12 protein-coding genes are annotated in these 12,359 nt (G+C 55.9%); 5 read left to right on the top strand and 7 right to left on the bottom strand.

Translation table 11 applies throughout. The annotated features are described in order from the left end of the window. Positions 1–12: 12 nt before the first annotated feature. Positions 13–306: a GIY-YIG nuclease family protein gene (locus FA92_RS00770; RefSeq protein ID WP_013359921.1), complete on the top strand. Its 294-nt coding sequence runs from the start codon at positions 13–15 to the stop codon at positions 304–306. Here the strand turns inward: FA92_RS00770 and FA92_RS00765 are convergent. After that, the gene (locus tag FA92_RS00765; RefSeq protein WP_013359920.1) at positions 290–796 is read right to left on the bottom strand and encodes an N-acetyltransferase; all 507 of its coding nucleotides are present in this window, start codon (positions 794–796) and stop codon (positions 290–292) included. The two genes, FA92_RS00770 and FA92_RS00765, sit on opposite strands and share 17 nt — an antisense overlap. Continuing rightward, a complete protein-coding gene (locus FA92_RS00760) occupies positions 790–1,314 on the bottom strand; it encodes an SCP2 sterol-binding domain-containing protein (RefSeq protein WP_013359919.1) in 525 nt (174 codons plus the stop codon). The genes FA92_RS00765 and FA92_RS00760 overlap by 7 nt, the downstream gene beginning before the upstream one ends. Before the next feature lie 204 nt (positions 1,315–1,518). On the opposite strand from FA92_RS00760, the gene FA92_RS00755 reads away from it, so the two are divergent. The 3 genes from FA92_RS00755 (at position 1,519) to FA92_RS00745 (ending at position 4,528) form a co-directional block, all read left to right on the top strand. Next, the gene (locus FA92_RS00755; RefSeq protein ID WP_013359918.1) at positions 1,519–2,514 is read left to right on the top strand and encodes a peptidase U32 family protein; all 996 of its coding nucleotides are present in this window, start codon (positions 1,519–1,521) and stop codon (positions 2,512–2,514) included. 9 nt (positions 2,515–2,523) lie between these two features. Continuing rightward, complete coding sequence (locus FA92_RS00750) at positions 2,524–3,402, top strand: U32 family peptidase (RefSeq protein ID WP_033781667.1); 879 nt, start codon at positions 2,524–2,526, stop codon at positions 3,400–3,402. A gap of 115 nt (positions 3,403–3,517) precedes the next feature. Further along, positions 3,518–4,528 (top strand): luciferase-like monooxygenase, encoded by a 1,011-nt coding sequence (locus FA92_RS00745; protein ID WP_033781665.1) that lies wholly within the window; start codon positions 3,518–3,520, stop codon positions 4,526–4,528. Here FA92_RS00745 and FA92_RS00740 read toward each other — a convergent pair whose 3' ends face one another. Further along, on the bottom strand, positions 4,529–5,449 hold the full coding sequence (locus tag FA92_RS00740; protein ID WP_013359915.1) for an AraC family transcriptional regulator: 921 nt from the start codon (positions 5,447–5,449) through the stop codon (positions 4,529–4,531). It lies immediately after the preceding gene. A 174-nt stretch (positions 5,450–5,623) separates the two neighbouring features. On the opposite strand from FA92_RS00740, the gene FA92_RS00735 reads away from it, so the two are divergent. Further along, on the top strand, positions 5,624–6,370 hold the full coding sequence (locus tag FA92_RS00735; protein ID WP_033781664.1) for a glucose 1-dehydrogenase: 747 nt from the start codon (positions 5,624–5,626) through the stop codon (positions 6,368–6,370). A 55-nt stretch (positions 6,371–6,425) separates the two neighbouring features. Here FA92_RS00735 and FA92_RS00730 read toward each other — a convergent pair whose 3' ends face one another. The 4 genes from FA92_RS00730 to rpsO form a co-directional block, all read right to left on the bottom strand. Continuing rightward, on the bottom strand, positions 6,426–8,339 hold the full coding sequence (locus tag FA92_RS00730) for a DEAD/DEAH family ATP-dependent RNA helicase (protein WP_033781663.1): 1,914 nt from the start codon (positions 8,337–8,339) through the stop codon (positions 6,426–6,428). 178 nt (positions 8,340–8,517) lie between these two features. Further along, positions 8,518–9,402: a lipoprotein NlpI gene (gene nlpI, locus FA92_RS00725; RefSeq protein WP_010251765.1), complete on the bottom strand. Its 885-nt coding sequence runs from the start codon at positions 9,400–9,402 to the stop codon at positions 8,518–8,520. Positions 9,403–9,531: 129 nt separating this feature from the next. Continuing rightward, positions 9,532–11,667 (bottom strand): polyribonucleotide nucleotidyltransferase, encoded by a 2,136-nt coding sequence (gene pnp, locus FA92_RS00720; protein WP_033781662.1) that lies wholly within the window; start codon positions 11,665–11,667, stop codon positions 9,532–9,534. 310 nt (positions 11,668–11,977) lie between these two features. Beyond that, positions 11,978–12,247, bottom strand: a complete 270-nt coding sequence (gene rpsO / locus FA92_RS00715; protein ID WP_003851063.1) for a 30S ribosomal protein S15 — start codon at positions 12,245–12,247, stop codon at positions 11,978–11,980. Positions 12,248–12,359: the final 112 nt, after the last annotated feature.

The raw sequence follows: 12,359 nt of genomic DNA, 5'->3' as shown, positions 1-12,359 counted from the left end.
AATAGATTACGTATGGCTCAGCAGTGGCAACTCTACATCGTCCGGACGGCGAAAGGGAGCCTGTACACCGGCATTACCACGGATGTGGTGCGCCGGGTTGCTCAGCACCAGAGCGGACGCGGCGCCCGCGCGCTACGGGGCAAAGGTCCGCTGGACCTGGTGTTTCACTGTGAGGCGGGCGATCGCGCCAGCGCCTCCAGACTGGAGTATCAGGTTAAACAACTGACCCGTCAGCAGAAGTTACTGCTGGTGGCGGGTCAGCCGATCAGTCTGGAGAGCTGGCTGGGTATTACGGCTGGCGATTAAAAGGTTCGGCGTAGTCGATCTGCCCTTCCGCGCCGTCAAAAGCATTGTCCGCCAGACGGTAGACCTGGAACGTTGTCTCTGTTCCCGGCCAGCGACTGCGCAGGCCATGGCGTGCAGCCGATTCAAAACCAAACCGGCTGAACAGCGCCGGATCGCCCAGCACCACGACCGCGCTGTAGCCAAATTCATTAAGCGTATCCAGCCCCTCATAAATCAGCTTGCTGGCAATGCCCTGACCGCGCAGCGTCTCATCAACGGCCAGCGGTGCCAGCGCCACCCAGCCGCGATCGTCGCCCTGAACGCTGACCGGACTGAATGCGGCATAACCCAGCACCTGTCCCTCATCATCCGTGGCGACCACGCCCAGGGTCAGCAGGCCATCTTCACGCAGCGCCTGAGTCAGTTCCGCCTCGGCGGAGGTACTGAAGCAGCGTCTGAGCAGTACGTCGATGCCTGCGGCATCAACACCAATTTCGCTACGGATCAACATGCGGCACCCGCGCGTGCCTGTGCGGCCTTCGCGTCCTGTTTCATGCCGGCGTCGACAAATGCCGCCATCTGCTCAATAGCCGTGCGTAACGCGGTGGGCATAGCCTCGGGTTCAATAGCATCCATTACGTTCTTCACCTCAAGTCCCAGTTCTGTGTCGCCTTCAATCACCAGACGGCGTTGAAAGAACAGCATGTCGGGATCTGCTTTACGTGCTGCCACCAGCAACAGATCATTGGCATTGCCCCGAAACCAGACATCCGCTTCGGACTGTTGCAATACCGCCAGTCGGCCATCCTGCAGCGTGGTTATCCATTGCAGATTGAGATCGGCAATCCCGATACCCAGCAGGCGACCGTTCAGAAAGTCTAACTCACCTTCAGCCAAAGCATGGCGAAATTGCCAGTTTAAGAGTTGTTGCAGCAGCAACTTTTTGACCGGGAATGGGGTAAGCGCTACGGGTAACCCTAAGATTTTTGGACCATTTTTCACACAATGGGCATGTATCCGCTCTAACACTTTCGTCACTCCCTTCAGAAAATTTTACGTATATTGCCATATCCTTTTCTGCGCGCCTCATCCGGGATCAATAAAAAACGCGGCTATAGAGGGAAAAAAAGCGCCGCCAGGCCGGATGAACTGGAATTTCACTGCCCCAAATCAACACGCTCGCCGGACCAGATGCCTAGACTCGACGCCCATCGCATGTTGAGAGGAACACCTATGGAACTGCTCTGCCCGGCAGGAAACTTACCCGCAGTGCGCACCGCTACAGAGAATGGCGCGGATGCGGTCTATGTGGGGCTGAAAGATGACACCAATGCCCGTCACTTTGCGGGCCTGAACTTCACCGATAAAAAGCTGGCTGAAGCGGCGCGCTATCTTCATCAGCATCGGCGCAAACTGCATGTGGCGATCAACACGTTTGCCCACCCGGATGGCATGGGACGCTGGCAGCGGGCGATTGATGTGGCGGCGCAAAACGGAGCCGACGCGCTGATTCTGGCCGATATTGCCACGCTGGAGTATGCCGCGAAGCATTATCCACAGGTTGAACGTCATCTCTCTGTGCAGGCTTCGGCAACCAATCTTGAGGCGATTCGCTTTTATCATCGCCACTTCAATCTGCAGCGCGTGGTGCTGCCGCGGGTGTTGTCGATTCATCAGGTTAAACAACTGGCGCGCAGCACGCCGGTGCCGCTGGAGGTGTTCGCCTTTGGCAGCCTGTGCATTATGGCGGAAGGCCGCTGCTATCTCTCCTCCTGGATGACCGGCGAATCGCCTAACAGCGCAGGTGCCTGCTCCCCGGCTAAATTTGTGCGCTGGCAGCAGACGCCGCAGGGCATGGAGTCACGCCTGAATGAGGTGCTAATCGATCGCTACGCGCCCGATGAGAGCGCCGGTTACCCGACGCTCTGCAAAGGACGCTATGAGGTTAACAATCAGCGTTATCACGTGCTGGAGGAGCCTGCCAGTCTGAACACACTGGAACTGCTGCCGGAGCTGCTGCGGGCAGGCATTGCCTCGGTGAAAATCGAAGGCCGCCAGCGCAGTCCCGCCTACGTCGCTGATGTGGCGCGCGTCTGGCGTCAGGCGATCGATCGCTGCAAGGCGCAGCCGGAACAGTTTGACGTCGCGCCACAGTGGATGCAGACGCTGGGCGATCTCTCCGAAGGCACGCAAACCACGCTGGGTGCTTATCACCGTGAATGGCAATAAGGAGTCATGATGCAATATGCCCTTGGGCCGGTGCTCTGGTACTGGCCGACCGATACGCTGGAAGATTTCTACCAGCAGGCTGCCCGCAGCAGTGCGGATATTATTTATCTCGGCGAGGCGGTGTGCAGTAAACGCCGCGCCACGCCCTATGCCCGCTGGATGGCGCTGGCGCGTGACGTGGCGTCCAGCGGCAAACAGGTCGTACTCAGCACGCTGGCGCTGCTGCAATCCCCTTCTGAGCTGAAAGAGCTGCAGCGCTATGTAGAAAACGGCGAGTTCCTGATTGAAGCCAATGATATCGGCACGGTCAATATGGCCGCTGAGCGCCATCTGCCGTTTGTTGCCGGGCCGACGCTGAATGTCTATAACGCCGACACGCTGCAACTATTGGTCAAAGAGGGCATGACGCGCTGGTGTATGCCGGTGGAGATGTCGCGTGACTGGCTGCTACAGCTGCTGGCGCAGTGCGAAGCACGGGGTATCCGGCAGCAGTTTGAGGTGGAGGTGATGGGCTACGGTCATCTGCCGCTGGCGCTGTCAGCGCGCTGCTTCACCGCCCGCTCTGAAAACCGCGCGAAAGATGACTGCGAAACCTGCTGCATCAACTATCCGACAGGCCGCCGCGTCAATTCTCAGGAGGGACAACAGGTGTTCGTCCTCAATGGCATTCAGACCATGAGCGGCTACTGCTATAACCTGGGTAACGATCTGGCGGGAATGCGTGGCCAGGTCGATTGCGTGAGACTCTCGCCGCAGGATACGTCGACGCTGGCGGAGATTGACCGTTTCCGCGCTAATGAAAACGGTCAGGCCCCGCTTATGGTCGCGAAAGGCTGCGATTGTAACGGTTACTGGCGCAAACTGGCAGGTATGACGCTGGCATCCTGAGTAAAAGCACATACCGGCTATATTCCTGCTGAGGTTAGCAGTTTTAATATAAGGAATGATGCGTAATACTAAATGGTGCAGGTTTTGACGCCTGCGCCATACAACGGGAGTAGTCATGTCTGATAAAAAACCTCTTCGCCTGTCCGTGCTGGATCTTGCGCCGATTCCACAGGGCGCGACCGCACGGGATGCGTTCCATAATTCACTGGCGCTGGCGCGTCAGGCTGAAAAACTGGGCTTCGAACGCTACTGGCTGGCTGAACATCACAACATGACAGGGATTGCCAGCGCTGCGACGTCGGTATTGATCGGCTATCTGGCGGCGAACACCGAGACCCTGAAGCTGGGTTCCGGCGGCATTATGCTGCCTAACCATGCGCCACTGGTCATCGCCGAGCAGTTTGGCACCCTGGCCTCTCTCTATCCTGGCCGTATCGACCTCGGCTTAGGCCGTGCGCCCGGTTCTGACCAGCGCACCATGATGGCGCTGCGCCGTCACCAGGCCAGCATGCACGCTGACACCTTTCCCGAAGATGTGGCTGAGCTGATTCACTGGTTTGATGCTGACCCGGATGCGCAACTACCGGTTCAGCCAGTGCCGGGTCTGGGCCTGAAGATCCCGGTCTGGCTGCTCGGTTCCAGCCTTTACAGCGCCCAGCTGTCAGCGAAAATGGGCCTGCCATTTGCCTTTGCCTCCCATTTCGCGCCTGACCAGCTGTTCCAGGCGCTGCACGTGTATCGTGAGAACTTCCAGCCTTCAGCGCGTCTCGACAAGCCGTATGCCACCGTCTGTATTAACGTGGTTGCCGCTGATAATGAACGTGATGCGCGCTTCCTGTTTACCTCGCAGCAGCAGCAGTTTATTAACCTGCGCCGCGGCAAACCTGGCCCGTTGCCGGCACCGGTTGAGAACATGGATAACCTCTGGTCGCCGTCAGAGCAGTATGGCGTGCAGCAGGCGCTGAGCATGTCGCTGGTAGGCGATACCGACAAGGTGCGTCATGGCCTGGCCTCGCTGATGCGTGAAACGCAGGCGGATGAAATTATGGTTAATGGTCAGATTTTTGACAGCGAGGCACGCCTGCGCTCCTTTGCCATTGCGATGGAAGCGGCAAACAGCCTGTAATCAGTTTTGCGGTGGGCGCAGGGTATCCGGGCTCACCGCCAGCTGACGACTGTCCCTGGCCGGAGATTGCCCATACAGGCGGCGATACTCGCGGCTGAACTGTGATGCGCTCTGGTAGCCCACCCGATAGCCTGCGGTACCGGCATCCAGCTTTTCCACCATCATCAGACGTCGCGCCTCGTTGAGCCGCAGTTGTTTCTGATATTGCATCGGCGTCATGGCCGTGACGGCTTTGAAGTGATGATGCAGCGAAGAGATACTCATGCCGACACTGCTGGCGAGCTGGTCTATCTTCAGCGGCTGATGAAAATTCTCCCGCAGCCAGCGGGCAGCCTGCGCCACCCGGTTACCCGGCCGCTCAGCCAGCGCCATGTTCAGGATGCGCGATCCCTCCGGCCCGGTCAGCAGCCGGTAGAAAATTTCCTGCTCAATCAGCGGGGCCAGCGCCTCAATATCTTCCGGATGGTCAAGCAGACGCACCAGCCGGATGACCGCATCCACCAGCAAAGGTGAAACCTTATGCACGGTGACACCACGTTCATTGCCTGCGGTTGACAGCGGCAGCGCTGGCGGAAACTGTTCAAGGTAGCGCATAAGCCGGGATTCATTAATCGCGATACCTATCCCGAGATTCGGCTTTTCCGGCGTGGCGACAGTGACGCAGGCGCGCACTGGCATATCCAGCGTCACCAGCAACAGATCCCCCGGTCCATAGTGCAGCACCTCATCACCCATATGTAGTGCTTTGCTGCCCTGCGCCACCAGCGCAAAACTGGCCCATTGAGCAAAGTGCATTGGCTCTGTGGGTGCTGAAACCCGGCCAAAAAACAGGCAATCGATGGCACTGGAATGCCGGCCATCCTCCGGCGCATGACGGGCAATTAACTGTGCCAGCGCCTGCCACTTGTCACTCTCTGTCACTGCGTTCTCCCCTTCCGCTCTCTGTGCCGATATTACCTGACGTCAGGCGAAATGCCTGTCCTGCTGCCGCACTTTTGCAGGATCGTGCAAAAAGCTTGCAGGATTGCGCTACCCGCTTTTCGTCACCAGCGCGCATAGTCTTTCGACGCAATCATTACGGCGGAGAGTGACATAATGAAAGCACTGCAGAACAAAATCGCACTGGTGACAGGCGCCTCAAAAGGGATTGGTGCAGCGATTGCCATCGCGTTCGCCGCAGCGGGCGCCAGGGTCGTGGTCAACTATCGTCAGGACGAGGTGGGAGCAGCAGACGTGGTCAGCGATATCGTCACGCTGGGCAGTGAAGCCGTGGCGGTACAGGCTGATATTTCTCATCTGCGGGACGTGGAACGGCTGTTTGCCACCACCGCAGAGTGTTTCGGCGCACCCGATATTGTGGTGAATAATGCGGGCAGTTTTCATCATGGCGAGTTTGCGGCGCTGACGCCAGAGGAGATGCAGCAGCAGATTAACGTTAACCTGCTCGGCACGCTGCTGGTCTGTCAGCAAGCAATTCGTCACTTTCCCGCGCACGGCGGCAGCATTATTAATCTCAGCGCCCTGAACAGTAAAAACAGTACGCCAGGTTCCGTGCTCTGGGCGGCCACCAAAGGTGCAGTGGATACGCTGACTCAGGGGCTGGCGCGCGAGCTGGGCGCAAAAAATATCCGGGTTAACGCGCTGGCACCGGGCATGATTCTGACCGAAGGATTGCTGGCCGCGAAGAGGATGAGCCCGCAGCTCAAGGCACAGCTGCTGGCGGCTACCCCGCTGGGGCGTTTTGGTCTGCCGGAGGATGTGGCGCAGGTTGCATTGTTTCTGGCGTCTGAGGAGTCCGCTTATGTCAGCGGCGAGCGCGTCATGATCAGCGGCGGTGCCTGACAGGCATAAAAAAAGGGAAGCCAGCGGCTTCCCTTTTCGTTACGACGTTAAATCGTTATGCATCACGACGACGTGGAGCGGCAGCTGCGCCTTCTTCACGACGTGGACCACGGCTACCTTCACGGTTGAAAGTACGTCCACCGCCTTCACGACCACCTTCACGGCGCTCTGAAGAGAAGCGACGACCACCTTCACGGTTGGCTGCGCCAGGGCCGCTGCGACGCTCACCGCCAGCACCGGCTGGACGACGATCGCCACGGCCTTCGTTTGGCTGTGCATCACCCAGCAGCTGCATATTCATCGGTTTGTTCAGAATACGCGTACGGGTGAAGTGCTGCAGCACATCGCCTGGCATGCCTTTCGGCAGCTCGATAGTCGAGTGGTTACCGAACAGCTTGATGTTACCGATGTAACGGCTGCTGATGTCGCCTTCGTTAGCGATAGCGCCAACGATGTGACGAACTTCAACACCATCATCACGGCCCACTTCGATGCGGTACAGCTGCATTTCGCCAACGTCACGACGTTCGCGGCGTGGACGATCGCCATCACGGCTTTCACGTGGGCCACGATCGCTACGCGCTTCGCGGCTGTCACGACGGCCATCACGCTCGTCACGATCGCGGTATTCGCGACGTGCAGGACGTGGTGCTTCTGGTGGCAGAATCAGAGGACGTTCGCCCTGTGCCATCTTCAGCAGTGCGGCTGCCAGAGTTTCCAGATCCAGTTCATCTTCCGGCTGCATTTTAGTCAGCAGAGCACGGTACTGATCCAGATCGCTGCTTTCCAGCTGCTGCTGAACTTTAGCGGCAAACTTGGCCAGACGACGCTCACCCAGCAGTTCTGCGTTAGGCAGCTCGACTTCAGGAATAGTCAGCTTCATGGTACGTTCGATGTTGCGCAGCAGACGACGCTCGCGGTTCTCAACGAACAGCAGCGCACGGCCAGCACGACCGGCACGACCGGTACGGCCGATACGGTGAACGTATGATTCTGCATCCATCGGGATGTCGTAGTTTACAACCAGGCTGATACGCTCAACGTCTAGGCCACGGGCCGCAACGTCGGTTGCAATCAGGATGTCCAGACGACCATCTTTCAGGCGCTCCAGCGTCTGCTCACGCAGTGCCTGGTTCATATCACCGTTCAGCGCGGCGCTGTTATAGCCACTACGCTCCAGCGCTTCTGCCACTTCCAGCGTTGCGTTTTTAGTACGCACGAAGATGATGGCAGCATCAAAGTCTTCTGCTTCCAGGAAGCGAACCAGTGCGTCTGTTTTACGACCGTAAGCGGTCCAATAACTCTGGCTGATGTCAGGACGCGTTGTCATGCTTGACTGAATACGCACTTCCTGTGGATCTTTCATGAAGCGTTTGGTGATGCGACGAATCGCTTCCGGCATGGTTGCAGAGAACAGCGCAGTCTGATGACCGGCTGGAATCTGAGCCATGATGGTTTCAACGTCTTCGATGAAGCCCATACGCAGCATTTCATCAGCTTCATCCAGCACCAGACCGCGCAGGTTAGAGAGTTCTAACGTGCCGCGTTTCAGGTGGTCAAGCAGACGGCCAGGGGTACCCACAACAACCTGTGGTCCCTGACGCAGAGCGCGCAGCTGCACGTCATAACGCTGGCCGCCGTAAAGGGCAACCACGTTCAGGCCACGCATGTGCTTAGAGAATTCAGTGATTGCTTCAGCAACCTGTACCGCCAGTTCGCGGGTCGGTGCCAGCACCAGAATCTGTGGTGCTTTAACAGTCGGGTCGATGTTGTTTAACAGCGGCAGAGAGAACGCCGCAGTTTTACCACTCCCGGTCTGCGCCATGCCTAACACGTCACGGCCCGCCAGCAGGTGAGGAATACACTCAGCCTGGATTGGGGATGGCTTTACGTAGCCCATGCCATTCAGTGATTCAAGGATGTCGGCGTTCAGGCCAAGGTCAGCAAAAGTGGTTTGAATATCAGTCATGTAGTACACGTGCCTCTTAGATTGCGGCGGCCAGTCTACATAACTCGTCGTGAAAACTTTCAGTCATTTTCATCAAAAAGTGTGAACCGGCTCAAATTAGAAGTTTTGACGAACAGAAAAGCCTTCATCCCTTAAGATGATGACTTAACAGGTTTTACAGGCAAATTAAGTTCGTCAGCTATTGCTGGTCAGATTCTGATAAATCGTCTTGTGCCTGGCCGAGTTGCGCCAGTTCCAACAATGCGTATCGGTGTTCAACAAAGTTGTTAACGTTGTTGGCGACCGCCAGTTTGAACAACGCTTTCGCGTCGTCCTTCTCCCCCAGACTTAGGTAGTACTTACCTAAATAGAAGTTGGTTTCACTGAGATGTTCAGCGAGCGAGGTGTTATCCGTTGCGTCCGCCTTGAGACTTTCCATCAACGTTTTCTCGTTGATATCTCCAAGGTAGAACTCGACAATATTCCATCCCCATTGGTCTCTAACCGCTTTGTCGTGACGCTGTTGAAGCGCGACTTTTGCCTTGTCGACATCCATCTCACGTTCAACGAGATAGAGCCACAGACTGCGGAAAGGATCGTTAGGATCGTCTTGATAAAACGCCAGCAGATCATCTTGCGCTAACTTGTATCGACCGCCGTAATAGAGGGCGATACCACGGTTTAAATGCGCATAGTTGTAAGTTGGATCAAGCTCAAGTACAGAATCGAACGCTTCATAGGCGGCATCAAAGTTGCCCGCCTGCGTTAAATATATGCCTAAGTAGTTAAACACTTCGGGCATATCTGGTCTTATAGACAGCGCTTGCGAAAAATCGTTCCGCGCTAATGCCCGCAGACCTAAACTATCATACAACACTCCGCGCTCATATAACAGCTGTGCGCGTTCATCATCGGTGAGAGCGCGACTGGCAAGAATTTGTTCCATGCGCGCCAGTATCACTTCCTGCTGCAGTGTGGGCTGTAAAGGCACTGCAAGAACTTCGTTCTTACGCCAATTGGAGTTGCTGCATCCTGCCAGCGTCAAAGCTGTCGCAACAAAACACCAGCGCAGAAAAGGCTTCATTTCCCACTCCCGAATACAAACATTGGGATAACCATCCTGTCATCCGCCTGCTGTGCACAAGGATTCCCGCCCTCGCGATGATACAAACGCCCCTCTCTGCCAGGCAAAGAGGGGCAAATCAGCAACGACTTATTCAGCGTCAGGCGTGGTCACCGCTGCAGCTTCTTCAGTCTGCGGCTTAGATTCTGTCGCTTCTTTGATGCTCAGACGTACGCGACCCTGGCGATCAACTTCCATCACCTTAACCGGCACTTCCTGACCCATCTGCAGATAGTCAGTCACTTTCTCAACGCGCTTGTCAGCGATTTGTGAAATGTGAACCAGACCTTCTTTACCGCCGCCGATAGCAACGAAGGCACCGAAGTCAACGATACGGGTCACTTTACCACTGTAAATGCGGCCCACTTCGATTTCTGCAGTGATCTCTTCGATACGACGAATCGCTTCTTTCGCTTTCAGACCATCGGTCGCAGCGATTTTCACGGTGCCGTCATCTTCGATTTCAATCGTCGTGCCGGTCTCTTCGGTCAGTGCACGAATCACTGAGCCGCCTTTACCGATCACATCTTTGATCTTGTCAGAGCTGATTTTGATGGTGTAAATGCGTGGAGCGAATTCAGAAATCTCAGTACGCGGTGTGCTGATAGCCTGTTCCATGACGCCCAGAATGTGCAGACGCGCACCCTTGGCCTGGTTCAGGGCTTCCTGCATGATTTCACGCGTGATGCCTTCGATTTTGATGTCCATCTGCAGCGCGGTGATACCTTCACGGCTACCGGCTACTTTGAAGTCCATGTCGCCCAGGTGATCTTCGTCGCCCAGAATGTCTGACAGAACGACAAACTTCTCATCTTCTTTTACCAGACCCATTGCGATACCGGCAACGGCGGCTTTGATTGGCACACCTGCATCCATCAGCGCCAGTGAGGCACCGCAGACAGAGGCCATTGAAGAGGAGCCATTAGATTCAGTGATTTCAGACACCACACGCACGGTGTAAGGGAAATCTTCCGCTTTAGGCATTACCGCTAACACACCGCGCTTCGCCAGACGACCGTGACCAATCTCACGACGCTTCGGCGAACCGACCATGCCGGTTTCACCGACAGAGTATGGAGGGAAGTTGTAATGGAACAGGAAGCTGTCGGTACGTTCGCCCATCAGCTCATCCAGGTTCTGCGCATCACGGGTAGTACCCAGCGTTGCCGTAACCAGTGCCTGTGTCTCACCACGGGTAAACAGTGATGAACCGTGAGTACGTGGCAATACGCCAGTACGCACGTCCAGACCGCGGATCATATCTTTTTCACGGCCATCGATACGTGGCTCGCCATTCAGGATGCGGGTACGAACGACGGTTTTTTCGAGGCTATGCACGATGTCGCCGATTTCTGAACCATCCAGCGTTTCATCTTCAGCCAGCAGCGCAGCAATGGTTTCGTCTTTGATGACGCCAACCTGCGCGTAACGCTCCTGCTTGTCAGTGATGCGGTAAGCATCGCTGATGCGCGCTTCTGCCAGGGCAGCAACACGAGAAATCAGCGGGGTGTTAGCCGCTTCTGGTTGCCAGTCCCAGCGTGGTTTGCCGGCTTCAGCCACCAGAGCATTGATGTTTTCGATAACGATCTGCTGCTGGTCATGGCCAAAGACCACGGCACCCAGCATCTGCTCTTCTGACAGGATCTCAGCTTCAGATTCAACCATCAGTACGGCATTCTGCGTACCGGCAACGACCAGATCCAGACGAGACTGTTTCAGCTCATCTGCGGTTGGGTTCAGAACATATTGATCGTTGATGTAACCGACACGCGCAGCACCAATCGGGCCATTAAACGGCAGACCAGAAAGCGCCAGTGCAGCAGAGGCACCAATCATTGCAACGATGTCCGGATGAACCTGTGGGTTAACAGACACCACGGTCGCAATAACCTGAACTTCGTTAACAAAGCCTTCCGGGAACAGCGGGCGAATCGGGCGGTCAATCAGACGCGAAATCAGGGTTTCGCCTTCGCTTGGACGGCCTTCACGACGGAAAAAGCTGCCTGGGATACGACCAGCAGCGTAAGTACGCTCCTGATAGTTCACGGTCAGTGGGAAGAAGTCCTGACCTGGTTTAGATTTTTTCTGACCTACGACAGTGACGAACACTGCAGTATCGTCCATGCTCACCATCACAGCGGCTGTCGCCTGGCGAGCCATCATGCCGGTTTCCAGCGTGACGGTATGTTGACCATATTGGAATTTGCGTACGATCGGATTCAGCAAAATCAAAGTCCTTAACTTCGGGGCTGGGCTATCTGTAGCCCGCCATTGATTACCAATCTTCAGCTGCATCCTCGCGACTAATGACAACCCTCGACCGCCCCTGCGGTAAAGCCTCTCATTAGCCGCGCGAAATTCTGCAAACTAAAGATCACACTAAGCAACAATACATCAGTTTGGCCCGGATTGCTGCCGATTGCTCGAAAAAAGGGGCCATAAAGGCCCCCTCTTCACGAAACTCGCACAAATCTGATCGTAAGCTGCACACAGTGCAAAAGCTCGCATAATGCCCCGACGATCAGATTCTTCAGACTTAGCGACGCAGACCGAGACTTTCGATCAGGCTGCTGTAGCGTGCAACGTCTTTACGCTTCAGGTAGTCCAGCAGCTTACGACGCTGAGATACCATGCGCAGCAGACCGCGGCGGCTGTGGTGGTCTTTTTTGTGCTCAGAGAAGTGACCCTGCAGATGGGTAATCTGCGCGGTCAACAGGGCAACCTGAACTTCAGTTGAACCGCTGTCGTTAGCACCACGGCCATATTTAGCAACGATCTCTGCTTTAGCTTCTACGCTTAGAGACATAATAAACTCCAGTAATAAATGAATGTATGGGTGCCGATCTCTAATTCAGCATCCCGCTTTAAAGCCGCGCTATTCTACTCTGCGCCCGATAGCAACGCAAATGCCCCATCAG

Source organism: Pantoea sp. 9140 (assembly GCF_000745295.1).
Classification (GTDB): domain Bacteria; phylum Pseudomonadota; class Gammaproteobacteria; order Enterobacterales; family Enterobacteriaceae; genus Pantoea; species Pantoea vagans.
This window is presented reverse-complemented; position numbering and strand designations above follow the sequence as displayed.